Here is a 25,042-nt window from a genome sequence, read left to right on the forward strand (position 1 = left end):
CCATGTCGCTCACGGCGCAGCATGACGGCGGCTGTCTGACCGGCAGCCGACCCTCTCACATCACCGTCCCCAGACCGTTCGGTCCAGAGACGGCGTCAGCCTGCCCGCCGGAACGCGTCTCTCCGTGTCGTGTCGGTGTCCGCCAAGCTCGGTCGCGTCGGGGTGGCGCGCGGCGGCCCGACCGTCCGATCATGTGGAACGCCCTGATGTTCTGACGGCGTCTACGGCGTGACGTCAGGCGTGATGTCAGGCGGGGTGGCGTGTCCTGCGGGCGGAGGGGGCGGGTTTTCCTCGGCGGCCGACGCCGAGTCGCGCACCGGATTCCCGGCTCGGCCGTTCGGCGCGCAGGTTGAGGGGCTGGCCGGCGATGCGGGTGCGGGTCAACGCCTGCTGGGTGTCCTTGGTCAGGTCGGTGGGAAGTTCGACGAGGCTGTAGTCGGCGCGGATGTCGATCCGGCCGAAGTCCGCCCGGTCCAGGCCGCCCTCGTTGGCGAGCGCCCCGACGATCTGGCCCGGGGTGACCCGCTGGCGATGCCCGACCCCGATCCGGTAGGTGGCATAGACCGGCCGCGGCCCGCCCGCGCCGCGGGCGGGCCTCTCGCGGGCAGGCGGGGCGGTGTCCGGCGGGAGGAGGAACTCTCCCTGTTCATGGCGGGTCATCACGGCCAGCGCCGCGGCGATGTCGGCGAGCGGAACGTCGTGCTCGTGGGTGTAGCCAAGGACCAGGTCCCTGAACACGGCGTGGGCTGGCGCGTCGAGCGCGGCGGTGATCGCGTCGTGGAACTTCGCGACCCGCTGGGCGTTCACATCCGCCGCGGTGGGCAGTTCCATCTCGGCGAGCGGCTGGCGGGTCGCCTTCTCGATCGCGGCGAGCAGGCCCTTCTCCCTGGGGGTGACGAGCAGCAGCGCCTCACCGCTGCGCCCGGCGCGGCCGGTACGGCCGATGCGGTGGACGTACGACTCCGGGTCGGTGGGGATGTCGTAGTTGACGACGTGGGTGACCCGTTCGACGTCGAGGCCGCGGGCGGCGACGTCCGTGGCGACGAGCAGGTCGAGAGTGCCGTCGCGGAGCTGGGCGATGAGCTTCTCTCGCTGCGGCTGGCTGAGGTCGCCGTTGATCGCCTCGGTGGCGAATCCGCGGCTGCGCAGCCGCTCGGCGACGTCCTCGGTCGCCGACTTCGTCCGCACGAAAATGATCATCGCTTCGAACGGCTCGACTTCGAGGAACCGGGTGAGCGCGTCCATCTTGCGCGGCCCGGCGACGGTCAGGAACCGCTGCCGGGTATTCGCGGCCGTGACGGTCCGCGCCCTGACGGTGATCTCGACCGGGTCGCGCAGGTACTGCCGGGAGATGCGGCGGATCGGCGCGGGCATCGTCGCTGAGAACAGCGCGACCTGCTTGGCGTCGGGGGTGTCGGCGAGGATCCGGTCGACCTCCTCCTGGAAGCCCATCCGGAGCATCTCGTCGGCCTCATCGAGGACCAGCGTGCGCAGGCCGCCCAGATTGAGCGTCCCGCGTTCCAGGTGGTCGATAACCCGCCCGGGAGTGCCGACGATGACCTGCGCGCCGCGGCGGATCCCGGCGAGCTGGGGAGCGTAGGCCTGCCCTCCGTAGACGGGCAGCACATGCAGGCCGGTGAGGTGCTGGGCATACCGGCCGAACGCCTCGGCGACCTGCAGGACCAGTTCCCGGGTCGGGGCGAGCACAAGCGCCTGGGTGGAGGTGCTGCGCACGTCGATCCTGGACAGGATCGGGAGAGCGAACGCGGCGGTCTTGCCGGTCCCGGTCTGGGCGAGGCCGACGAGGTCGCGGCCCGCGAGCAGGGCGGGGATCGTGCCGACCTGGATCGGCGACGGCACCTCGTAGCCGAGTTCGGTGAGGGCTCGCAGGACCGCGGTGCCAAGCCCGAGGTCTTGGAACGTCTGCTGGTCTTCGGACTCGGTCACACCTGAGAATACGGTTCCCGCGCGGCAGCCCGGTGAGACCGGCGCCCAGGCGGCCGGGCCGGCCCCCGCGCACCACCCAGCCGGTAAGGCACATTTACGGTGGGCGGATGGGTGGCGAGGGCGGACCGCGGCTCGAACTGCTGGCCGACGATGACCGTCCCGGCGGCTGGCTGATGCTGATGGACCAGGTCCGGCAGTCCTACGTCGATCTGCGCGACCCGGCCTACCTGGACTTCGAGTACATCCAGGGCTTCGCCGACGTGGTCGACGCGCTGCCAGCCGGCCCGCTGTCGGTGACGCACATCGGCGGCGGGGCCTGCACCTTCGCGCGGTATGTCGCGCACGTCCGGCCGGGCTCGCCCCAGCTCGTGCTCGAACCGGACGCGGAGGTGACAGCGCTCACGCGGGCGCGGCTGCCGCTTCCGCCAGGGCACCGGATCCGCCTCATCCCGCACGAGGGACGGGCGGCGGTCCGCACGCTACGGGACGGCACGGCCGACGTGGTCGTCGTCGACGCCTTCGCCGACGGGCGGGTGCCGGCGACGCTGACGACCGCGGAGTTCTTCGCCGAGGTGGCGCGTGTGCTGCGCCCGGCCGGGGTCGTGCTGGCGAATCTGCCTGACGGCGGGCGGGGCGGAGGGCGTTACGTCCGGCGGGTGACAGCGGCGGCGAGGACCGTCCTGCCGAAGGCGTTGCTGCGCGCCGATCCGGCGGTGTTCAAGGAACGCCGATTCGGCAACGTCGTGCTGGCCGCGACGCGGGGCGAGCTGCCGGTCGTCCCGGTCGCCCAGGCGGCGGCCAGGGCGCTGCTACCTCAGAAGGTGCTCGCCGGCGATGCCCTCGACCACTTCGTTGGCGGCGCGGCGCCGTTCACCGACGCGGACTGCGCGCTCTCGCCCGCCCCGCCGGACAACCTGTGGCGGGTCGGCTGACGGGCGCCGCGCGCCGTGATCGTCCCGCTACGCAGTCCGGTGACACAAAGGTCATGCCACAGGGTCCGGGCAGTTGGAGAGAACCCTGCCCGCGATCGACGCGGCACGGCTGTCAGGCGGCGTTGCTGTCAGGCGGTGCGGGCGGCGGTGTCGTAGTCGGCGATCCGCAGCGACATCGTCTCGGCGAGCCGGGCCATGGCGCCGTCGATGAGCGTGAGGTCGCGCAGGGCGARCTGGCCGTCGTGGATGGTGCCCGCCTGCCGTTCGCTGCGGCGCTCGGCCCGGTCGAACAGGGCGGACGACCGGGTGTAGGTTCCGTCGCGGCCGTCCCCGAGCAGGGCCGCCACGATGACGTCGAGCGACCCGTGCAGGGTCGCGGCCGCGCCCTTGATCTCGCGCCGGCTGTCGAGGTCGAGCAGGCCGATCTTCTCGACGTCGTRCACCAGGTTGCGGCTGTAGCCACGCGAGGCGGTGACGAGGCGCATCATCTCCCCGACCCGCTCGTCCAGATCGCTGAACAGGGTGCGGCGCAGCGGCTGGGCGGTCGCGACGAGGGTCTGGTAGGCGGCGTCGACGGTGCGGGCGTCGGCCCGCAGCGCCGTGTCGTCGCACGCGGGGTCGCCGACGAGGCGGCCGGTGGCGTGCTCGACAAGGACGCGGACCGCCTGCACATAACCGCGCAGCGCGACCTGCAGGACGTGCTTGGTCCGCAGCGGAAGCACCACCAGCACCGTGACGATGGCGACCCCGGCGCCCAGTGCCGTCTCCTCCAGTCGCAGCCGCAGCAGCGAGTTGGAGAACTCGTCGAGCTGGACGTACAGCTGGGAGACCATCACGGTGATACCGATCACCATGAAGGCGTAGTTGATCCGCATCATGTACAGGCCGAAGAACAGCGAGGCCAGGATGACGGCGATCGAGAGCGCCGCGTCATGACCGACGGCGTTGGCCAGCAGCGAGCCGATCAGAACGCCGACCAGGGTGCCGGTGACGCGGGCCAGCGCCTTGCGGACCTGCTCGCCGGAGGTGTTCGCACCCATGAAGGTGATGAACGCGGCGATCACCGCCCAGTAGAACCGGGGTCCGGACAGCAGGTCGCCCAGCACGATCGCGGCGGAGACCGCCACCCCCATCTGGATCGCCACGCGGACGTGCGGCTTGAGCCGGACGCGGTCGACCGGATGGGCGCCGCTCTCCAGCGAGGCCATGGCGCTGCTGACCGCGGATCCCGGCAGCCAGCCGCCGAACAGCGTCACCGACGGCCGGAACACGGGCGCCTCGTCGTCGCGTGCCGGGGCCGAGCCGAGGGCGAGCCACTGGGTCATCGCCACGGTCAGCGCGATCACCGATCCGGCGAAGCGGTGCACCACGACGACCGCCCGGCGATCCTGGGCGTCAGCCAGAGGGTCGGCCTCGACGGTCCGCAGCCGCTCGATGAGGGCCTGGGCGTGGGCGTTGGCCGCCCCGCGGTCCCGGGTCACAATGCCGTTCAGGGCGGCGCGGACCTCGGCCCGCTGGTCGGCGGGAAGGTCCAGCCGGGTCATCGCCTGGGCGAAGCGGGCCATGTTGGTCAGGGCCAGCTCGACGTCGAACAGCAGCTCGTGCAGCAGCCTGCCGGAGGAGCCGTCGGCCGTCGCGGCCGGGTCGCCCAACTGCGCGTCGATCATCAGGGCGGACTCGTTGAGCCGGACCAGCTGCCGCTGCAGGCGCTGGGCCCGCCGCTCGTCGTGCTCGGGATCGTCGAACAGCTCCAGCGCGAGCTTCGCCACCTTGCGGGCGCGGGCGGCGTAGGAGCGCTGGCTGCGCCGCAGGTCCTTGGCGGGACGCGGGTAGAACAGGGTGAACCGCACGATCAGCGCGACCACCAGGCCCACGCCGATCTCGGCVCTCGCCCAGCCCATGTCCTTCAGCTTGATCGCGTTCCCCATGAAGAAGCCCAGGAAGTCGCCGAGGAAGAGCAGGATGCCAACGAGGAAGCCCCGGGGACCGAAGCGCCGGCAGTAGGTACCGACCGCGAGACTCGCGGCGATCACCACCAGCGAGATCACGCGGTGGTCGGACAGGGAGATGCCGACCACGAGCATCGGGATCAGGGGGACGGGCAGGAGCAGCATGGACACCAGCTGCCCACGCGCCGTCACGTCCATCACACCGAAGGTCGAGATCATGCCGATCATCGCCCCCATGATTATCGCGATGACCAGGTACTGATGGTTGGCGGTCGCGACGACGGCGGCCTTCTCCGCGGACAGCACGGCGCCGTGGGTCTGGATCTGGAGAGCGTGGGTCGTGCGCACGAACAGCCACTCGGCGACCATGATCAGGCCGATCGTGATGATGCTGTGCAGCGCCATCCGGAAGCGGTTGAGACCGGGGTCCGAACCGAGGAAACGGTCGAGCCAGCGTTCGCGCAGCCGCTCGGCCGGGCGGGCCGGAGCGACGGCGGTCGGTACGTCGAGCCGGGCCTCATTGAGGCTCAACACAACCCCCCCACGTGCCGCGGGCCGTCCCGGACCGGAAGCATGCCGGCTCACCGGGGACGGCGTCGGATCATCAGGACCCCGCACAGCGCACACCGTCGCGTGGAGCACGGCATCGATCATGATGATCTCATCCGTGTGCGCGTGGACACGGCCTGGCCGACGGCCCCACAGCGACCCGCACCCCATGAAGGTGTAGCGCGGTATAACCGTACTTTAGTAAGAAAGTTCGGCCCCGGAAGTAGTTTCCGCATGTGAAAGACATGACGGCGAAGGGGGGAATAGGCCGTTCCTCRCGCAATTAGTAGCCGGTCGCCACCACCTGCGTGAGTACCGATGTGAGGGGTGCCACGACGCCGGCAGCCGACAGTCGACTGTGTCGTGCGGCCATGTCCCACCGGGACGCCGATCCGGCACCGGATCCGCCGCGTCGATCGCGCCTGGCATGGCCGCCGTCGAGCCGGCAGCCCGCCACCCGCCGCCGCCGGGACCGGCCCACAACCAGGCCGCGGTTCCCGGCCGTACACAAAGCGGGCGCGACGACGCCTCATTCCAGGATGACCACGGCGTTTCGTCAAGGGCGACGCCCACATTGAGTGCGAAAACACAGGCCTACCGATTCGCGATCGTTATCAAGATCCAGACGCGCCGCGTCCACATCCTCGGCGTGACCGCACATCCGACCGGTGTCTGGGTGACCCAGCAGGCGCGCCAGCTGCTCATGGATCCGACAGCCGGATCGGCGCGTTCCGGTTTCTGATCCGCGACCGAGCCACGAGATACACGCAAGCGTTCGACGACGTCGTCGTCTCCGAAGGCATCCAGGTAGTGCGGACCCCGCCGCGGGCCCCGCGAGCGAACTGCTACGCCGAACGGTTCATCCGCACGGTCTGCCAGGAGTGCACCGACAAGATCCTCCTCCACGGCGAACGCCACACCGCGGCTGTGCTCGACGAGTACATCCGCCACTTCAACCACCACCGGCCCCACCAGGGCCGAGAGCAGCGCCCACCGAACCACGGCCCGGCCACCGTGGCACCCCTCGACGGTCCGATCCACCACCGCAAGGCCCTCGGCAGTGTGATCAACGAGTACCGTCGTGCCGCCTGATCCGACAGCAAAACCGCTGGTCGCGTGCCCGAAACGGAGTTTTGGCACGCGACCGGATATCGGGCACTCCCACGGGCGTCGAGCGGCATGCGGCGGTAGTGACATACCGAAGTCGCGGGTGGATATCCCGATTTTCTTCGTTCGGCTCCGGAGCCACCGGGTGGGCGGGCATTATGCGCTGGGCGGCGGGCGCCCTTACCCGCCATCTCGGCGCATTGTCACTGGCGTGCGCCACGATGATCCAATGGCGCACCAGGTGGAGGAGGCGGGCGATGGCCGAACTCACGGCGGCGCAGCGAGTGCCGTTCAGCTTCGACGACTATGCGACCCCGACCCAGAAGAAAGAGATTGCCAATCTTCTCGCCAACCTGAAGGAACTCGAGGAGATGGCACAGGCGGCACAGGCGGCGCAGGCGAACGCGGAGACGCTTGCCATGATCACCGAGTTGAAGACAAAGGCTTCGGCGATGTTTGGCGACATCTATCAGAACGTGATGGCCCGCTCTGCGGTTGCGGAGCAGGACTTCGCGCGGCGTGACTATCGCACCGCGTTCACCGGCGTGTCGCTTGGCACGGAGGAGGAGCTGCCGGCGTTCGTCAGCATGGCGGCGAGCGACTGGAACCTGTTCGGGACCGTGACCCGGCTCGGCGCCCAGGAGGTGCTCGTCCAGATCACAAAGGACCTCCAGGTGAGCCCGGGCGTCTTCACGATCGAGCTCCGGACGACGCCGACCGAACGGGCCGACGACGACGGCTGGGACAGGCGCGTGCGTGCCCTGCGGGCCGTGATCTCGACGGTCGAGCAGTCGGTGGGGCGCGCGTTGGTGACCCAGGAGGTCGGCGCCTATCAGATCACTATCTTCAACCCAGGACAGGTCGTGCACCGGATCGACGGCGGCGGGTCCGTCCAGGGCACGTCGAAGCATGCCACGGTCGRCATCCCCGCGGTGGAGATCGGCACCGGGGTTACGGCGGCCGACCGCGCCCAGTTCCGGGTCCACCAGTACCTGACCCTGCCGTGGTACGTGGAGAGGTTCACCGGTGACCCCGGCCTGGGCACGCTGGACGAGCGCGAGAAGGTCGGCTACGCGCTCGTGATGTCCGCGGTCCTGAGGCTGGCCCAGGTCTGGACCAAGCACCCCGGGGCGCTGAACCTCCTGGCGGCCAAGACCATGTGGGAGGTCCTGCCCAAGACGGCGCCGGCGCGGATCCTCGCCGCGATGCGGCCGGCCGCGCGCCCGGCGGCCGACGCGGCGATCGGCGGGCGCGCGGTGCCTGCCTGGGCCGGCGACTGGGGCTCCGGGGGCGTGCCGTCTGCCCAGGCCTGGGGCGACGCCCGCGATCACATCCTCGGCGAGAAACCCATGGGCGGCCACGCCCCGGCGGCCTCGACGGTCAACGGCCAGCCCGCGATGGTGTTCGAATACCGGGCCAACCTCCCTGACGCCTTCGCGCACGCCTGGTGGCATCGGGCCTGAAGCGTCCTCCCGTACCGCCGGCGGCCGGATCGTGGCCTGCCCGCCGAGGCGGTCTATGCGTCTGATCGGTCCGCTCGTATCGCCGGTCGGGGCCGGCGGGTCGGGGCCGGCGGGTCGGGGCCGGCGGGTCGGGGACGTCGAGGTCGAGGCCGCGGTGGGGTCGAGCCGTGTTGACGAGGAACGCCGACCAGCGCGGACGCGGCAGCAGCCCAGCCAGGGCGGCCAGCAGCATCCGATCGGACGGGCTCTATCACGGCCGGGCGATCTGACGGCGCAGCATCGCCAGCTGATGACGAAGGACAGCGATCTCGGCCACCTTGCCGCCGCAGCCGCGCCGGGACGCGACCCACTCAAATCCGGGGAGGCGGACTAGTACCGCTGCGCGTACCAGGTCGGTGGCTCGCCGAACATGCTCTTGAAGTCGCGGATGAAGTGGCCCTGGTCGGCGTAGCCGAGGTCCGCCGCCAGCGCGGCCCAGTCGATCGCCCCGCCGGCGGCCATGCGTGCGGTCACCTCGTGCAGGCGGTAGCGGCGGATCACCCACTTGGGCCCGATGCCGACGTACTCCGCGAACAGCCGTTGCAGCCCCCGCGTGCTCAGCCCGAGCTCGTCGGCGAGGCGTTCGACCCTGGTCACGGCCTTGTCCTCGGCGATCAGCTCGACCGCGGCCACCGCCTGGCGCGCCCGGGGGTCGTCGTCCGGCAGGTGTTTCAGCAGGAACRCATTCACGGTCGGCACGTCGAGCGTCGTGGGCAGGTCCGGGCCGAACACCTCGGTCGCCGGGACGACGCGGTCGGTGATCGTCGAGACAGAGGCGCCGAGGAACGGGCGGAAGCAGCCCGACCGGAACGCGACGCCGAAGACGTGATCGCGGCCATCGAGGATCTTGATCCGGTAGCCGCTGCACACGCCGTTGACGTCCGCGCGGCCGCCACCGAACGACAGGTGCACCCTCGGGTACGGCACGATCTTCTGCTGGTAGGGCTCGGTGTAGTCCCAGCGAGCTTCCCAGTAATGCTCCACCCATGGCGCGACCGCCGGCGACGGGCTGTGGAACGCGTGGCGCTGATACCTGGTCCATGCGCTCCGCAGCTCACGAACGTCCCGCCCCACGCGGCAGAGTGTATGTCGCCTTTGTTCAATACCCCTCCGGCCCATGCCGCCTAGCGTCGCCGTCATGTCAAACCTGTCCAACGCGGCCGAGGCCATGGCCGCAATCGCCCGCACCATCACCGACGACCAGCTCGCCAACAAGACTCCGTGCACGGAGTACGACGTGCGGGCACTGGTCAACCACCTCCTGTTCTGGGGCCCGTCGCTCGCCGGCGCCGGCCGCAAGGAGTCCGTTCCGCAGCCGGCGGCCGCCGAGTCCGATGTGGACCTGGCGGCCGGTGACTGGCGCGGCCGCCTGCTCGCCCTGCTGGACGACATCACGTCGTCGTGGGCGCCGCCGAGCGCCTGGGAGGGCGAGACGAGCATGGGCACGCCGCACATGCTGCCCGCGCCCGTCATGGGCGACATGATCGTCGGCGAGCTGGCCGTGCACGGCTGGGACCTGGCGGTCGCGACCGGGCAGCGGCTGGAACTGCCCGCCGACCTGCTGGCGTATCTGCATGACACGGTGTTCGCCGGCGTGGAGCAGGGGCGGGAGATGGGCCTGTACGGACCGGAGGTCGCGGTGCCGGCCGGCGCACCCATCTTGGACCGCATCCTCGGCCTGACCGGCCGTGATCCCGCCTGGGCGTAGTCTCCGACCGATGATGTCGGTCACATCTGGCGCGACTGTCGAAGCGTGGTGCGGTGGCTTTGACGCCCCGGCCGACAGTCACCGAGTAAAGAGACAGGCCACACAGTGCATGATCATGCATTGCGCCTCCCAGACCGACATCGACGCGATGGCCGACAACGAGACCGCGGCCGGCCCGGCGTGGACGTCCGAAGAGTCCCGCGATGGGCGAGTTCATGGGCAGGCGGAGGAGGATGGCAGCGAGACATCACTCGATCATGCCTCGACCAGCGAGATGGACCAGGACATCGGCCGGTGCGACAGCGCCAGCCGCGACGGTGGTGAGGGCGCCAGCCGAACGTTCGCAGGCGTCATGATCGGAGTCGCCGTCGAGGCTGGCAGCCCGGAAACCGATCGATCGTGCCCAGTCCACCGGACATCCGAGGCGAATGTCGCGTTCCCTGACGATGTACGTACCGACGGACATGGTTCTGTGCTTTTGGTGGTGGGAATGACCGTCTCTGACCGACGGTAACGCCAGTTTCCACAAGGTGTGGGTCGGCCGCGGCGATCCAGAGCGGACGAGGGCGGTGGGATCTCGGAGCCTAGACGGCTGGGGGCGGCGGCGTCGGATCGCCGCTGTGGACTCCTGCCTGCCCGGCGGCGAGGGAGGGAGCGTCGAGGCGAGCGGGACGTTCGTCGACGGACTCTTCGCCGTGGACGGCGTGATGGGGCCGCTCATGGCGGCGAAGGACTGGGGTCGCACCCCGMTTGGCCCGGTCCGTGAGTGGAGTCCCAGCCTGTGGACAACCGTCGGTATCTGTCTCGGGTCGCGGTTCCCCATGGTGATCCAGTGGGGCCGGGAGTACATCTACCTGTATAACGACGCTGTGGTGCCCCTGCTGGGACGCAAACATCCGCGCATCCTTGGTCTTCCGTTCGCCGAGGCTTGGCCTGAGATGTGGGAGACATTTCGGTCAATATTTGATCGCGTGATGTCCGGTGAGGGCGCGACATGGTCTGAAAACTGGCCCTTGCTCGTCGATCGCCATGGATACCCGGAGGAATGCTATGTGACCATCTCCTACAGCCCGATACGCGAGGCCTCGGCCGGTGGTGCCGTGGCCGGGGTCCTCGGAACGTTCCTGGAAACGACGTCGAAGATTCTCGCGACGAGGCGTCTTGCCTGCCTCCGCGAGATCGGCTTCTCTGTTTCGAACAAGCGGGGCCGACGGGCGGTCTGCCGCGCCGCGGCCGCCTCGCTCGAGCACTTCCGTAGCGATATTCCCTTCGGGATCATACTTCTCCGCGATGCCGCGGTGCGTTCGCCACTCCACCCGATGGCAGCGTGGGGTCTGACCGATGAGAAGAAGGCCCTCGACCTCCTGGGCGTGCTCGATCCCCGGACGCCTCGCCACCTCGCGGTCGCGCTGTCCTCCGGTCTGACGGAGGTCATCGAACACCTACCGGAGCCATTTCCGATCAGGCTCGACACGTCGACGTCGCCGCCGGGTTCCGCGGTCATCGTGCCACTGGCCTGTGACTCGGAAAGCCAGCCGGTCGGACTCCTGGTAGCCGGCGTCGGCGGCTGTTGCGTTCCCGACCGTGATTACCGTGACTTCGTCGAGCTGGTGGCCAGCCACATCTCGGCGGGCGTGGCCAGGGCGGCCGCGGACGACGCACTGCGGGCCGCCGCGGCCGAGGCACGCTATCGGGCTCGACACGACGAGCTCACTGGCCTGCCGAACCGGACGGTGCTGGTGGAGCGGCTTCGTCGGGCCCTGATGGACGCGGGCCGGCGTCGGGACCGGACGGCCCTGATATTCGTCGATCTGGACGGTTTCAAGTCGATCAACGACGCACTCGGTCATCAGGCTGGCGATGACGTACTTCGCGAGGTGGGAGCGAGGCTCAGGGGGATCGCGTGTTCCGGTGACACGGTGGCCCGCGTCGCCGGGGACGAGTTCGCGATTCTGCGGCCCAGGGTTGTCGCGGCCGCCTCTGTCCGGTYGCTCGCCGACTCGGTGGTCACCGCGGTCGATCTCACCAGAGTCGTAGGTGGGCGGACGATCGCCGTGACCGCGAGCGTGGRCGTTGCCGTGTCGGGCGAGGATCCCGGCGTCGCGGACCAGCTGCTGCATGAGGCGGACAGCGCCATGTACGTCGCGAAGCGCGGCGGCGGGGCCCGCTACACGATCTTTGACGACGCAATGCTGATCTGATGCACCGACGATGTCGGGTCCGTTGAGACGCGCACCTATTTGTGCCCGCCCGCCTCGGGTCATCCTCGAGCGGAGCAGGACCTGACGCGTCGAGTCCGATTGGTCACGGACCTGCCGCTGAACTGGCCCGCCATCGACACTATTTGGGCGCTTATGGCCGCGTCCCTGCCTGTCTGTGTGTGCCTGGTGAGGGGAGTGGTGGCCCGTTGGTTTGCTGGTAGCACGGTAGGTCTGTTCGCGGCGGACGGGGTGAGGAGCCGGGTTTGAGCATGATCGACGTGTCGGGTGGGACGGTCGRCTCGGAGTGGGCGGCTCGGTACCCGGTCCATGCCGGGGGCGTGTTCCGGTTGTACGGGGAGGAGTTTCATCGTGATCCGGCCGCGGTCTATGCGCGGTTGCGGGCTGTGCATGGTCCGGTGGCGCCGGTGCTGGTGGAGGGTGATGTTCCGGTCTGGCTTGTGCTCGACTATCGGGAGTTCGGCCAGGTCCTTGAGAATCCGGCGCACTACACCCGGGACTCGGGTGCCTGGAACAGTTGGGATCTGATCCCGGGGGACTGGCCGCTGATCCCGATGATCACGGCACGTGACACCGCGTGGTTCCTGACCGGGTATGAGYACGACCGCCGTGCGGGGGTGCTGGYCGACGGGCTGGGTGCGGTGGATCCGTTCGAGCTGCGGGGGGCGTGTGAGCGGGTCGCCGACGAGCTGGTCGATGGTTTCGCCGCCCATGGCCGGGCCGATCTGATCGCCCAGTTCGCGGAGCTGCTTCCGCTGCGGGTGGCGACGRCCCTGTTGGGTGTTCCGGCGGGGGACAGCGCGGCGATCGTGGCTGACCTCGCCATCATGGTCAACGGCGGCCAGGACGCGGTGGCGGCGAACGCGCGGCTGCGGGCTGGGTTGCAGGCGCAGGTCACGGCGAGGCGTGAGCGTCAGCGGTTCGATGTGTTGTCGCGGCTGGTCGCGCATCCGGTCGGGCTGGGTGACGCTGAGCTGTTGGAGGAGCTGCAGACGATCTTCGCGATCGTGCATCAGGCGACGTCGGCGTGGATCGGCAACACGTTGCGTCTGGTGCTGGGTGATTCCCGGTTCGCGACGACGATTCTTGGTGGGCGTCGCAGTGTCGGGGACGCGATGGCCGAGGTGCTGTGGGAGGACCCGCCGGGGGCGACGCTCACGGGTCGGTGGACCGTCGGGCCGCGGGTGCTGGGGCGGTATCTTCTCGGGGCTGGGGATCTGTTGCTGTTGAGTATCGCGGCGGCGAACACCGACCCGGCGATCCGTCTGGGTGTCGAGAGCGTTCATGGTAACCAGGCGCATATGGCGTATGGCTGTGGTGAGCATCGGTGTCCGCTGGCGGGCCAGGAGGTCGGCGAGGCGATCGCGGAGACCGCCGTGCAGGTGCTGCTAGACCGGCTACCCGACGTCGAGCTCGCGACGCCGATCGAGCGGCTCGTCTGGCGCCCGTCCCTGTGGCTGCGCAGCCTCACGGACCTCCCGGTCGTGTTCACACCGGCGGGACACTGACCGTCCGCTCCCACCGCCCGGCGATCAGACACCGCCGCCGAGCCCTGAGAAGACATCGCAGCCTGAGCCGACGACCGCCCGGCATCCCGGGAGCCAAAACCTCGGATGACCACTCTTCTGGAGCGGTGCTTCATGGGAGATGGAGGTCGGGCCGCCGGTGGGTTGGCTCATTTTTTGGGCCCCGGCGCCTGATGGTGCTCGGGTCGACTCCGGTTCGTCTGGTCCCGCGCGCTTTCGATGGACGTCGTCTCCTCGGGGGGRGGCCGAGGAGACGACGAGGGGAGCCGGGCTGCCTAGATCGTGGCGAGGAATGCCTTGACCGCGGCGGCGAACGCGTCGGGGGCGCTGGTCGGGATGAGGTGATCGGCCTCCAGCTCGAACGGCGCGGTGCCTGGGCGGCGCTCGACCATCGCTCGGATCTGCTCGGCCGGGATGATGCCCCGGGTGCCGTGGATCAGCAGTGCCGGGCAGTCGGTGGCCGTCCAGTCCGCCCAGTGGTCGCCGTGGACGAGGTCTTCGGAGTCGTACATGTCCTGGGGGTGGAAAGGCAGCCGCCAGGTGCCGTCCGCGTTCTGCCGTAGCCGGTCGGCGAAGTAGGGCGCGGCCGGGCCCAGGCCCGCGAGCAGTGCCTCACGGGTGGGTGCCTGGTAGGGCTGGTTGAGCAGGAAGGCGAAGGGGTTGGGCCCCTCCAGGCCGAGGGACGCGGCGCCCTCGACGTTGACCAGCGCGGTGACGCGCTCGGGGTGGCGGGCGGCGAACTGGTAGGCGTTGATGGCGCCGAGGGAGTGGCCGAGCAGCACGACGCGGTCCAGCCCCAGGTAGTCCAGGAGGGCCTCGATGTCGGCGAGGTAGCCCTCCCGCGAGTAGTCGGCGGCGCGGTCGGACTCCCCGTGGCCGCGCTGGTCCGGGGCTATCAACCGCCAGGCGGGGCCCAGCGCCTGGGCGAGGTGGGCGAAGGATGCGCCCTCGGACAGGTGTCCGTGCAGCGCCACGATCGGGCGGCCGGTCCCGCCGACGTCGAGGTAGGACAGCCGGCGGCCGTCGATGGCGAGTCCGGCGCGGGTCGCGGCGGTGTCCGCGGCGGTGGCGTTCATGGTCGATCTCCCTTGTCGGTGGCGATGGAAGGAGCGTAGCGAAAAATTGGGCATATGCGCGAGACGATCGTCTAGTGCGTAAGACTAAGTCGCTTGCCTTGTATGGGCGCATGATCCTTGAGTAGCCTTCGATCATGGGGAACCGCGAAGATCTGCTGGYCGGAGCCCGCCTCTGTCTGGAGGAGAAGGGCTGGGCGCGCACCACTGTCCGTGACATCGCCGCCGCCTCGGGTGGCGTCAGCATGGCCGCCATCGGCTACCACTTCGGCTCCCGCGAGGCGCTGCTCAACGCTGCGCTCATCGACGCCATCGACGAATGGGGTACCCGCGTCGGCCGCACCCTGGCTGGCTTCGGCACGGAGGGAGCCACACCCGCGGAGCGCTACGAGGCGATGTGGGACCGGATCATCGAGTCCTTCTCCACGCACCGCGCCCTATGGCTTGCCTCGATCGAGGCGCTGACCCAGGCCGAGCACTCCGAGGAGCTGCGCCGCTACCTCGCCGGGGGCCAGGCCCAGGGGCGGCGGGGCCTGGCGGCCGTTCTCGGTGGAGTCGAGGAGGACGCGGTTGGCGACAGCGTGGCGCGCACGCTGGGCGCCGTCCAGATGGCCCTGCTCTCCGGCCTGATGACGCAATGGCTCACCGACCCCGACCAGGCCCCCGCCGGCGCCGACATCGTTGCTGGCCTGCGCGCGTTGGCTCATATCGTCGGAACAGATCAACCCTAGTGATCAGCCAGGTGCCCGGCCCGCGATCTCCCGCTGGCCACAGGCTCCGCCGAAGCGCTGAATTTTATGGAAGCGCGCGCGGTCGTCGTCGCGACCTTGGTTCAGAACGTCCGCCGCGTCCGCTACGAGCTGGCCACCGACGCCGACCCACGGCCGCGGCCGTCGACCGCGTTCACCGACCTCGCCGCGGCGGTCCGATCACCAGGTCGGCGGCGGCTGTGCATGCTCCGGCTCCACACAACGCAACAGGCCCTCAGCGGGAGCTGGCGACGTGGGCGCCACCGTTGCCAGGCCGCTCTGGTAGGCGATGACGACGAGTTGGGCGCGGTCGCGGGCGCCCAGTTTGGCCATGGCGTGGTGGATGTGGGTGCGGGCTGTCAGCGGGCTGATGAGCAGGAGCCGGGCGATCTCGTCGTTGGCCCGGCCCTGCGCGACCAGAGTCGTCACCTCGCGTTCGCGGGCGGTGAGGGTGGTGAGGCGTTCGGGCGACGCGAGCTGGCTACCGGGCTCGGGTGTCGCGAGGAAGCGCGCGACGAGTGCTCGGGTCGCCAGCGGGGAGAGCAGTGCCTCGCCCGAGGCCACGGTTCGGATGCCGGTGAGCAGGTCGGCGGCGCCGATGTCCTTGCCGAGGAAGCCGCTGGCGCCGGCCCGCAACGCCCGGGCGACGTATTCGTCGATCTCGAACGTGGTGAGGATCAGCACGCGGGTCGGGGCCAGCAGCGGGTCGCCGCAGATCGTGGCGGTGGCGGCCAGGCCGTCCGTGCCGGGCATCCGGATGTCCATGACGACGACGTCGGGATGGTGGAGGCGGGTGAGCTCCACCGCCTCGGCCCCGTCGGCGGCCTCGGCGACGACCTCCATGTCGTCGCAGGAGTCGATGAGCAGGTGGAAGGTCGCCCGCAGCAGGGCCTGGTCGTCGGCGAGCAGGACTCGGATGGTCATCGGTCCGGGTGCCCCGTGCCGGCCGCCGGGTGCAACGGCAGCTCCGCCGCGACCTCGAAGCCCCCGTCGGGACGGCGGCCCGCGAGCAGGTGGCCGCCGACCGACAGCGCGCGTTCGTGCAGGCCGACGAGACCGAAGCCGGTGTCTACGGCCTTCTTGGCGGGCTCTGCGACAGGTTCGGGCAAGGGGGACCCCTTTCGCCGATCCGGCTGATGTGGCCCTTCTCTGTGCTGCCTGCTTCCCCTGTCGGTGACGCGGATGGCCAGGCGGTCCGCGGCGTAGGCCAGCCGCACCCGAGCCGAGGGCACGGCGGCGTGTTTGGCCACGTTGGTGAGCGCTTCCTGCACGATCCGGAAAGCCGTGAGATCGATGGTCGGCGACAGGTGTCGCCGGGTGCCGTCGGTGATGATGGTGACCACGAGGCCGGCGGCCGCGAATGACGCGGTCAGCTCCGGCAGCCGCTCGAGCCCGGGTGCGGGTTCGAGCGGGGCGTCCGGCTCGTCCGGCTCCCGTAGCAGTCCGACCGTCGCCTTGAGGTCCCGTAGCGCCGACGAGGTGGTGCGGGTGAGTTCGGCGAGGATTTCCTGCGCCCGGTCAGGATGGGTTCCCATCAGGTGCGCGGCCGTGCCGGCCTGGGCGTTGGCCAGCGCGAGGTGGTGCGCGACGACGTCGTGCAGCTCGCGGGCGATCCGGGTCCGTTCCTCGGTGACGCGGTGGCGAGCGAGCTGCTCCCGGGTGCGCTCGGCGTGCTCGGCACGGGCCCGCTCCACGTCCAGGTAGGCGAGCCGCAGCGCGAACCAGCGACCGAGCGCCACCGGGACCAAGGCCCAGACGACGCAGCTGAGCGCTTCGAGCTCTGGTGGGTACACATGCGGCCCGGCGGGAATCGACACGCTCGCCAAGACCGCGGCAGTCACGCCACCGAAGACCCACGCGGTCTTCGACCGCGTCTGGATGGACAGCCGGTAGAGCGAGGCCATCAGCGGCCCTGACAGCAGGGGAGTGAGCAGGTAGCCGGCTACGGCGACGGCTGACGCGCACCCGGCGGTGAACACGACGGTGATGCGGGGGCGGTTTCGGGACATGACCATCGCGACAGCGGCGACGCACGTCACCAGCGTGGCGGGCCACCACAGGGGATGCCGGTGACCAGGTGTGCCCTGCAGCATCCCCCCGGGCACGGCGGCGACCGCGCACAGCGACGCCGCCGCGACGGTCGCGGCGGTGGGGCGGGCGCGCAGGTATCGCTGCCCTGTGGCGAACATCTGGCCCCCTTCTGCCGACAGTTGCAACCATGCTGTAAGGCGGGCCAAGAGGCCACCCCAACCGTGCCGCTGTCAGCGGACTACTGCGAATGCAGTAGTCCGACCTACCGCACCGGAACGATTGACGCGGAGTCACCGGATCGCCAGGGTTCTCAGGACGACAACAGCCGAGAATCCCGAGATACATCGGGTCCATCCGCCGCGTAATTCTCCGCGGAGGCCGCGGCGACTCGACCGGGTCGCGGCAGAAACAACTCCTCCTCCAGTCACACGATCATCGCCGCGCGGCGATGGAAAGGATTTTCCATGCGGAAACCGGCCGCCGGGTCTCGACAGGTAGAACCTCGAACCAGATTTGGACAGGTGAGGCGCTTATCAACGGGGCTGGCCGTGATGATTTTGGCCACCGTGACAGCGTGCTCGGACTCCGGGTCCACCACCGATACCGCGGCTGGGACGCCGACGGCCGGGACGACGTCAGGGACGCCGGCGCCGCCGAAACCGGAGCCGATCTCGGTGAGCGAGCTCCCGCTCCCTCCGGTCACCCCGAGCGACGCACCGGGATCGTGCACCGTCACGCTCAACCCGCGCGGCACCGGATGCACCGGCCAGAACGTGGGTCTGCAGGCAGGCGGCTTCCTCCCGGACGGTCACACCGTCGTCGCGTTGATCAGCTTTGCCGGCGCCCCGGCCGCTCCGGACCCGGCGAGCATCTACACCGGCAGCCAACTCATCATGGTCAAGACGGACGGCAAGACGTTCCCCGGCGGCGATCCATGGAAATGCATCACCTGTGGCCTCCCGGCGGCGAACGCGGCCAGCCGCAATCCTCAGCTCGACTATCCGCAGCCCTTCGGTGACGGCAAGCGCGTGCTGGCCGGAACCAACATCATCGACTGCGGGTCGCATCTCCTCACCGACACGGGGTGCACACCGGACCAGACCCACATCTACCCGATCCGTTTCAACAACACAGCGGACGGGTCCGGCAAGGGCGGCCTCATCCGCGAACTGCGCATCCACCCGGACGACGTCCATCTCGGCTTCAACAGCGTCAACATCGCCAACGGCACCTACGGCCAGTACGCCTACTTCGGCGCGCTCGCGTTCAACCCGGCTCCCACGACCGGCGTCCCACTCTCACCGCGCTACGACCTCACCGACGTCTCCAGGCTGTTCGACCCGACCGACGTACAGCCGGTCTCGGTGTCGCCCGACCACCCCGACGAACTGGTCTACAACCCCGCCGCCCTCTCGGTCGGCGAGCTGCGCGGTTTCAGCGGTGACGGCAAGGAGGTCGCCTACATCGGCTACCCGGCCGAGTCGTCGAACATCGACGTCTTCGCCGCCGACCTGACCACCGGCAAGATCCGCCGGCTCACCTCGAACCCCGAGTACACCGACCCGATCGACATCTCGCCCGACAACAACTGGACGGTCGCCGAGGACACTCGCGGCACCGACCGGCAGATGTTCCTGGCCGGCATGCGCGGCATTCCTCCGATCACCGACCTGATCACCACGAGCGCCACCTCGTCGACGCGGAACAACGGGCAGCGGCGGTTCTTCCAGCCCTACCTCATCGACCGGTACGGCGACCGCGGCAGCTACCAGGGACAGCGGATCAACGCGGCCGGAGACGGCGGCCCGGGCAGCGTGAACGACCCGAACTGGAACGCCAGGTCCGATCCCAGGTGGTCACCCGACGGCACCAGCATCGTGTACTGGCAGGCGCTCGCCGTCCCACCGGCCTGCGGCGGAACCAACCCGCTGCCCTGTGAGACCTCGACCGAACCCGGCGGCCGCACCGACCGCCTGATGATCGCCCACCTCACCAGCCGCACCCCACTGAACCTTCCCGCCATCGCTCCACTCGCCTCCGACACCGTCCCGTGGGGGACGCCGTACGAACCCGGCAGCCCCGTCCCGGACCGGCCGCACCCCCCGGCGGGCACCTACACCCTGCCCGGGAAGAAGCAGGGCTCCGCGAAGGTCGAGATCACCGAGACGCCCGACCGCGCCAACGTCAGCTCGGTCGCGGTCACCTACACCCACTTCTCCGACGACGGCGAGACCTTCCTCGACGGCACCGAACGCGTCACCTCGACCCGCCCGGCCATCACCACGATCTCCGTCGACTGGTTCTCCGACCTCACCCAGACCGGGGCCACCAACGGCACGAAGAAGACCAGCCCCGACGGATTCCACCTGACCATCGACATCCTGACCAACATCTTCCAGGCGACCGGGACCTTGACCACCACGATCGACGGCCACGCATACACCCAGCCCGCCAACGGAACATAACGACCCTGCGCCCGGCACTCCGCTCACCGGCACTCCGCTCACTGGCACTCCGCTCACTGGCACTCCGCTCACCGGGACTCCGCTCACCGGGACTCGGCTCACCAGGGCGCCGCCCCGTCCCCCTTCAGGAGCGCGGCGGCTTGGCTCGCTGCGCAGGGGCTTGTGAAGGACGGTGCGGTTTCGTCTTCGGGGCTGTGGGGCCGGTGCTTTTGGACTCGCCGACGGCGGAGGTCCGTGGCTTGTCGTCCGGGCTGGGCTCGCTCGATGGTGAGTCGAGTGTGGCTGGCGGCTGCCGGGGTGCCGCCGGTTCGGCGATCGGCTGGGCTGCCGGGCCTGTTCCCGCGGCGCCGGGTGGGGCGGTCGTCGCCGGGGCGAGCGTTGTGGGCTCGGTTGAGGCCGGGGGCCCGGAGGCCGGCAGCGTCGGCCGCTGTGCGTTGGATACCCCGGAGGGGTTCTCGGGCGCCGCGGCGACCAGCGCGGACGCCGTGACGGCGAGGGCGGCGGCCATCCCGGCGGCCGGGAGCAGGACGCGCCGCCTCGGCTTCCGTAGCGCGGTTACCGGTGCATGTTGGGACGCATGCCGACGGCTGGCCCTCGTCCCGGGCAGGTCCGTGGGATCGAAGGCGTCAGTGGGGAGGGAATCGACGGCCTGGTCGTCGCGAGCATCGTCCATGGCGGCGTCGAGAGCGGCGGGAGCGGCCAGGGCCGTGGCGGACCGGGCGATGAAGTCCGTCGTCGGCGCGTCGGCCGGAGGCGCGCCGAGGGCTCGCGCGCGTGGGGCGAGGGCTGCCGGGGATCCCTGGAGCTGTGTCAGGAGCTCCTTCGCGGTGGGGCGACGCTGCGGGTTTTTGTCCAGGGCCGCGACGGCCAGGCCACGCAGGCCGCCGGGGATGGCGCGCAGGTCCGGGATGGTGTTGACGGTCCGGTAGAGCAGCGCCTCGACGGGGCCGTTGCCGAAGGGCGCTCGCCCGGTCGAGGCGAAGACCAACGTGAGCGCCCAGGAGAAGATGTCGGCCTTGGAGCTTGGCCGGCCCCCGTCGACCAGGAGTTCGGGAGCGATGTAGCCGAGGCTTCCCAGCACTATGCCGGACGCGGTCACCGTTTCCGGCAGGCCGGCCACGATGCCGAAGTCGATGATCTTCGGGCCGTCGTCGGCCAGCATGATGTTGCTGGGCTTCAGGTCCCGGTGCACCACTCCTATCTCGTGCACCGCACACAACGCCTCGGCCACGCCGACCGCCAGGGTGCGCAGCCGGTCGCCGGACATCGACCCGTCCGCCAGGACCGAGGCTGTCAGCGTCGGCCCTGGCACGTACTCGGTCGCCAGCCACGGCTGCTCGTCGAGCGGGTCGGCGTCAAGCAGCCTGGCTACCCGCGGACTGTCGATCGCTGCGACGGCGACCACCTCCCGGGCGAACCGCCGCCGCAACGCCTGGCCGCCTCCGTGGTCGTCGCGGAGCATCTTGACCGCGGCCTGCCTGCCCGAGGGGTCCGAACCCAGGTATACCGTGCCCATGCCGCCGCTGCCGAGCCGGGCGCTCAGCCGATAGGGACCGATGGCCGTCGGATCGTTCGCCCGTAGCGCCTTGCGGATCCCGCCATTCGAGGACATCAGCCACCTCGCTCGCAGCGCACTCGATCGTCGCTCCCTCGTGCCTGTCACCAGCGCAAATAGGATGATCTGGGCACGAATACCCGTCGTCTGYCCAGCCAAACGACGGGTCGCGACGCGCGGCCGTCGCGAGAGGCCGTCGGGACCGCGCTGGACGAGAAGCAGGTCGACGATCTCGCCGTGGTCGGCCACGACGATTCCCCCATCGCGACGATGTTCGTACCCGCCCTGTCAACCATCCGGATCGAGACAGCTGCTCTGGGGCGCGGATTCGCCGACTTCGTGCTGCACCTCGTCGATCGTCGGCCGCTACCAACCGGCCTGACCGCACCACGGCCCGTTCTCGTCCACCGCGAGACCAGCTGAGCTATCCGCGTCGGGGCGGCGCGCCGAGCCGGCAGGGCGAGGTTCTCCCTCAAGGCCGATCGCGTGGACGCACTGAGTAACCGAATCGTCGCCCCGCCGGTGGTGGGCAAGGACTACACCGGGGATCTTTGGCGCAGCCACGGGCAGCTCGCCGTCGTACCATTGACCGGGGGCGGTGCCCATGACCAGGGGAAATGGTTCCGCCGGTACCGCGGAGCTGTTCGGCGTCGTCGCGACRGGCCTGATCGTCACCGGTGTGGCCGACGGACTTGTGCGTGAGGTCAACGCCGCGGCCTGCCAGATGCTCGGCCGGGACCGGAGCTCGATCGTCGGTCGGCTCTGGCATCAGTTGGTGGATCCCACGCAGCTCGAGGAACTCGCCGAGGCTGCCCGCAAAGATCCCGCGGACAGTCTGGAGGGCACGCCCAGGATCGTCCGCTACGTGCGTCCCGATGGGACCATCGCGCATGTGCTGGCGTCCGGGCCGATCGTGTCCGTGGACGGCTCCCACTGCTTCGTCGCCCAGCTCCTGGACATCACGCAGTTCGCGTCGACCAACCTGCAGCTGCGGCTCGTGGTCGACCACACCCCGGTTTCGATCTTCCTTCTCGACCATGAAGGCCGAATACTGATCAGTGGCGGCACGGCCAGGCCACCACCGGCGACCGCGTCGCGGCGGGCGGAGATCTCCAGCGTCTACGAGACCTTCGCCGACCAGCCGCCGGTCCCGGCACTGTTTCATCGAGCGCTGCACGGTGAGCACACGCACGACGTGGTCCACGCGCACGGCCGGTGGTATGACGTCCACCTCGCTCCCGTGCCGGGAGCCRCCGGAACAGGTACCGCCGCGTCGAGGCCGGCCGTCGCGGGCATCGTGAACGACGTCACAGAACGTGAACGGACGGCTGCCGCCCTGCAGGTCCGGACCGCGCGCCAGACCGCCCTKGCGGACCTCGCCCAGCACGCCCTGGAGAGCGCTGACGAGGACAAGCTGTACGAACGCGCCGCGCGGGTCCTTTGTGACCAGCTTCCCGCCGACCACGTCATCCTGCGGCGCCTCTACGAGCCCCGGGAGCCGAAGCCACGCGCCGGCACGGTCGACGAAGCCCTCCCACGCGCGTCCGATGGGCTGGAACAGCCTGCCTCCGACGACATGTTCCCCGTCGTACGGATGGCGATCGGCCGGGCCGAGACGCCGGTCGCCACCCTGACCGTCCGTCGCCCCGCTGGTGGCTTCGACCCGGACAGCCTCGCGTTCATCCACGCGGCCGCCGCGTTCGTCGGCGCGGCGGTGATGCGGATCCGCGCCGAGGACGACGCCCGCTACCGTGCCTGGCACGACTCACTCACCGGCCTGGCCAATCGGGCAGCGCTGCTGGACCGGCTGGAACGCGCTCTACACCGCGCCCGCGCCGACCACCGAGCCATCGGTGTCCTGTTTCTCGACCTCGACGAATTCAAGATCGTCAACGACACACTCGGCCACCAGGCCGGGGACGCCCTGCTGCGCACGGTCGCCGACCGGCTGCGTCGGGCGGTCCGACCCGGCGACGTCGTCGGCCGGCTCGCCGGCGACGAGTTCGCCGTGCTGTGCGAGGACACCAACCTGGACAGCCTTCGCGGCATCGCCAACCGCTTGCTCACCGCCCTGGCCGAGCCCGTGCCGCTGCGCCGGACGGTCCAGATCGACGGCAGCGTCGGGATCGCCCTGTCAGGACCAGACCTCGCAGACGCCGAGGACCTCCTCAACGCCGCCGACACCGCGATGTACAAGGCCAAGCACACCGGCCCCGGACGCTGCGCCGTATACAACGGATAGTCCCGCACCACGCACACGATGTCCAGGTCGCCGGTCACGTAGGGAGTGCCCTGGAGACGGGCGTCGACTCCTCCGACGATCGCACAGCGGACTTGGTGCTCGGCGAGCATGCCGAGCATCCCGGAGAGTCGCAGCCGGGGCGCTGGGCGAGGTCTGTCTGTCACTCGGTGATCAGGCGGGCGTTTGCGAAGACCGCGAGTTCGTCCATATCTCTGTGTGAGCCGTGCCCGCGGCGGGCTGACGGACGAGCGGCTGGTCTCTCGCTGTGAAAATGTTGGCGTGCTCGCCCGCTGCGTGCTGCGTATTCTGGTCGAGCGTCGGTGCCCGAGATCTCGATGTCGGTCGGCCTCCGTGGGCGCCGACACGAGGGCTACGAGCGGGAGACGTTCTCCGCCACCTTCCCGGCCATGGTTTCTGTCTCTATGCCAGATTTCTTCTCGGTACCGGGTTCCGTCTCCACACCGGATTCATTTTCGGTGGGCGCGACGTTGTCGAAGCGTCGCAGCATGCGTTCGACGAGTTCGCGTATCTCGGCGTGACCGTCGGTGACGCCAAGCGTCTCCTCCGCGACCAAGGACTGRCTGACTGCGCCCATCAGAAAAATCAACGACCGCGGGGATATCTCGGCCAGATCGGCCTCAGACTGCTCCATGCAGCGTTGAAGCAGGTCGGTCTGCTGCGCCCGGGATCGTTTCAAATAGGCCACGATCTCCTCGCCGATACTCTTGCGGTGGTTGGCCAGCGCCCGGAACTCGGTCAGCAGCGCGGTACGGGCGGGGTCGCTCATCAGTTCCCAGATGGCCAGCAACGGCCGGGGTGAGCCAAGAACGTGTTCCTGTCGTTCGAGGTTGCGCTCGGCGCCGCGCCGGAACAAGGCAACAAAGAGGTCGTCGAGCGTCGGGAAGTAGTAGTGGATCAAGGCGGGTGTGACGCCGGCCCGCTTTGCCACCCTGCGCGAGCTCACGGCGGCGTAGCCCTCCTCGCGCATGATGCGTTCGGTGACGTCGAGCAGGAACGCGCGGGTCGTCGAGCTCTCGGTGCCGGTACGGCGCGAGGTCGTCATGGCTCGATTCTGCTCCTCGGTTCCAGGCCGCCCCCTGTCCGAGCGGCGCGGCGGCCGGCGCCCGAGGGCACCCGGACCACACCCGACGCGACGGCGGCCTGACGCGCGGCCGGCGTCAGGATGCTGCGGAGCGTCAGCCCGACCGCCACGCACCGAGGCGGCCCCGACGCCGGCCCGCTCGTCAACGGCGCCGATGAAGGTGCCGTCGCCCTGCCGTCAGCGTGCCCAGCTAAACGGTAGTTCAGCACGACCTTCCCGTACACCCTGGACAATGTGCTGAACAGGTGATTAGCATCGGCCTCGTGGAGTCGGCCGGGGAAGTTCGGCCCCACCCGAGGCGGCCGGAGGCGGGATCGGTACCGGCCGGTTCCGCGGCGCCGGGGCCGACTTCCTGGTCGTCTGACACACAGGAGGTAAGACGGGCT

21 protein-coding genes are annotated in these 25,042 nt (G+C 69.8%); 12 read left to right on the top strand and 9 right to left on the bottom strand.

All coding sequences use genetic code 11. The features are described from left to right. Positions 1-246: 246 nt before the first annotated feature. Positions 247-1,947 carry a DEAD/DEAH box helicase gene (locus BL253_RS08090; RefSeq protein ID WP_076815084.1) on the bottom strand — a complete coding sequence of 567 codons (1,701 nt, stop codon included), beginning with the start codon at positions 1,945-1,947 and terminating at the stop codon, positions 247-249. 107 nt (positions 1,948-2,054) lie between these two features. On the opposite strand from BL253_RS08090, the gene BL253_RS08095 reads away from it, so the two are divergent. Continuing rightward, positions 2,055-2,879, top strand: a complete 825-nt coding sequence (locus tag BL253_RS08095) for a spermidine synthase (RefSeq protein WP_076815086.1) — start codon at positions 2,055-2,057, stop codon at positions 2,877-2,879. A gap of 128 nt (positions 2,880-3,007) precedes the next feature. Here BL253_RS08095 and BL253_RS08100 read toward each other — a convergent pair whose 3' ends face one another. Then, positions 3,008-5,359 carry an FUSC family protein gene (locus tag BL253_RS08100; RefSeq protein ID WP_158230338.1) on the bottom strand — a complete coding sequence of 784 codons (2,352 nt, stop codon included), beginning with the start codon at positions 5,357-5,359 and terminating at the stop codon, positions 3,008-3,010. A gap of 445 nt (positions 5,360-5,804) precedes the next feature. Here BL253_RS08100 and BL253_RS41790 point away from each other — a divergent pair, with 445 nt between their 5' ends. The 3 genes from BL253_RS41790 (at position 5,805) to BL253_RS08110 (ending at position 7,947) form a co-directional block, all read left to right on the top strand. Next, complete coding sequence (locus tag BL253_RS41790) at positions 5,805-6,119, top strand: hypothetical protein (protein ID WP_131831462.1); 315 nt, start codon at positions 5,805-5,807, stop codon at positions 6,117-6,119. A 68-nt stretch (positions 6,120-6,187) separates the two neighbouring features. Then, positions 6,188-6,469: a transposase gene (locus BL253_RS08105; protein ID WP_241834619.1), complete on the top strand. Its 282-nt coding sequence runs from the start codon at positions 6,188-6,190 to the stop codon at positions 6,467-6,469. A gap of 173 nt (positions 6,470-6,642) precedes the next feature. Beyond that, entirely contained in the window at positions 6,643-7,947 is a 1,305-nt protein-coding gene (locus tag BL253_RS08110) for a hypothetical protein (RefSeq protein ID WP_131831463.1), read from the top strand. A 369-nt stretch (positions 7,948-8,316) separates the two neighbouring features. Here BL253_RS08110 and BL253_RS08120 read toward each other — a convergent pair whose 3' ends face one another. Further along, complete coding sequence (locus BL253_RS08120) at positions 8,317-9,177, bottom strand: helix-turn-helix domain-containing protein (protein WP_338013697.1); 861 nt, start codon at positions 9,175-9,177, stop codon at positions 8,317-8,319. Here BL253_RS08120 and BL253_RS08125 point away from each other — a divergent pair. The 4 genes from BL253_RS08125 to BL253_RS08140 all read left to right on the top strand — a co-directional run bounded on the left by BL253_RS08125 (position 9,125) and on the right by BL253_RS08140 (position 13,421). After that, positions 9,125-9,694, top strand: coding sequence for a TIGR03086 family metal-binding protein (locus BL253_RS08125; protein WP_076815096.1), 570 nt, complete (start codon positions 9,125-9,127; stop codon positions 9,692-9,694). The two genes, BL253_RS08120 and BL253_RS08125, sit on opposite strands and share 53 nt — an antisense overlap. A gap of 109 nt (positions 9,695-9,803) precedes the next feature. Continuing rightward, on the top strand, positions 9,804-10,208 hold the full coding sequence (locus BL253_RS08130; protein ID WP_076815099.1) for a hypothetical protein: 405 nt from the start codon (positions 9,804-9,806) through the stop codon (positions 10,206-10,208). Between the two features lie 106 nt (positions 10,209-10,314). Beyond that, positions 10,315-11,895: a diguanylate cyclase domain-containing protein gene (locus tag BL253_RS08135; RefSeq protein WP_081438101.1), complete on the top strand. Its 1,581-nt coding sequence runs from the start codon at positions 10,315-10,317 to the stop codon at positions 11,893-11,895. Positions 11,896-12,164: 269 nt separating this feature from the next. Beyond that, positions 12,165-13,421, top strand: coding sequence for a cytochrome P450 family protein (locus BL253_RS08140; protein WP_096335943.1), 1,257 nt, complete (start codon positions 12,165-12,167; stop codon positions 13,419-13,421). Positions 13,422-13,714: 293 nt separating this feature from the next. Here the strand turns inward: BL253_RS08140 and BL253_RS08145 are convergent, their stop codons facing one another. After that, positions 13,715-14,515: an alpha/beta fold hydrolase gene (locus BL253_RS08145; protein WP_076815101.1), complete on the bottom strand. Its 801-nt coding sequence runs from the start codon at positions 14,513-14,515 to the stop codon at positions 13,715-13,717. Between the two features lie 134 nt (positions 14,516-14,649). On the opposite strand from BL253_RS08145, the gene BL253_RS08150 reads away from it, so the two are divergent. Beyond that, positions 14,650-15,243, top strand: coding sequence for a TetR/AcrR family transcriptional regulator (locus tag BL253_RS08150; protein ID WP_076815103.1), 594 nt, complete (start codon positions 14,650-14,652; stop codon positions 15,241-15,243). Between the two features lie 198 nt (positions 15,244-15,441). Here BL253_RS08150 and BL253_RS08155 read toward each other — a convergent pair whose 3' ends face one another. From BL253_RS08155 to BL253_RS43540, 3 genes are all read right to left on the bottom strand, one after another. After that, positions 15,442-16,185 carry a response regulator transcription factor gene (locus tag BL253_RS08155; RefSeq protein ID WP_081438103.1) on the bottom strand — a complete coding sequence of 248 codons (744 nt, stop codon included), beginning with the start codon at positions 16,183-16,185 and terminating at the stop codon, positions 15,442-15,444. Then, on the bottom strand, positions 16,182-17,450 hold the full coding sequence (locus BL253_RS08160; RefSeq protein ID WP_076815105.1) for a sensor histidine kinase: 1,269 nt from the start codon (positions 17,448-17,450) through the stop codon (positions 16,182-16,184). Before BL253_RS08160 ends, BL253_RS08155 begins: the two co-directional genes overlap by 4 nt. A 266-nt stretch (positions 17,451-17,716) precedes the next feature. Beyond that, positions 17,717-18,028, bottom strand: a complete 312-nt coding sequence (locus tag BL253_RS43540) for a hypothetical protein (protein WP_241834620.1) — start codon at positions 18,026-18,028, stop codon at positions 17,717-17,719. A 37-nt stretch (positions 18,029-18,065) separates the two neighbouring features. On the opposite strand from BL253_RS43540, the gene BL253_RS08165 reads away from it, so the two are divergent. Continuing rightward, a complete protein-coding gene (locus tag BL253_RS08165) occupies positions 18,066-19,757 on the top strand; it encodes a TolB family protein (protein ID WP_241834621.1) in 1,692 nt (563 codons plus the stop codon). Between the two features lie 124 nt (positions 19,758-19,881). On the opposite strand, the gene BL253_RS08170 is transcribed toward BL253_RS08165, so the two are convergent. Continuing rightward, on the bottom strand, positions 19,882-21,369 hold the full coding sequence (locus BL253_RS08170; RefSeq protein ID WP_076815110.1) for a serine/threonine-protein kinase: 1,488 nt from the start codon (positions 21,367-21,369) through the stop codon (positions 19,882-19,884). Positions 21,370-21,549: 180 nt separating this feature from the next. Between BL253_RS08170 and BL253_RS08175 the strand changes: the two genes are divergently transcribed. Further along, positions 21,550-21,735: a substrate-binding domain-containing protein gene (locus BL253_RS08175; protein ID WP_338013698.1), complete on the top strand. Its 186-nt coding sequence runs from the start codon at positions 21,550-21,552 to the stop codon at positions 21,733-21,735. A gap of 181 nt (positions 21,736-21,916) precedes the next feature. Next, positions 21,917-23,554 carry a sensor domain-containing protein gene (locus BL253_RS08180; RefSeq protein ID WP_076815113.1) on the top strand — a complete coding sequence of 546 codons (1,638 nt, stop codon included), beginning with the start codon at positions 21,917-21,919 and terminating at the stop codon, positions 23,552-23,554. A gap of 370 nt (positions 23,555-23,924) precedes the next feature. Here BL253_RS08180 and BL253_RS08185 read toward each other — a convergent pair whose 3' ends face one another. After that, complete coding sequence (locus BL253_RS08185; protein WP_081438105.1) at positions 23,925-24,617, bottom strand: TetR/AcrR family transcriptional regulator; 693 nt, start codon at positions 24,615-24,617, stop codon at positions 23,925-23,927. Positions 24,618-25,042: the final 425 nt, after the last annotated feature.

Source organism: Pseudofrankia asymbiotica (genome assembly GCF_001983105.1).
GTDB lineage: Bacteria > Actinomycetota > Actinomycetes > Frankiales > Frankiaceae > Pseudofrankia > Pseudofrankia asymbiotica.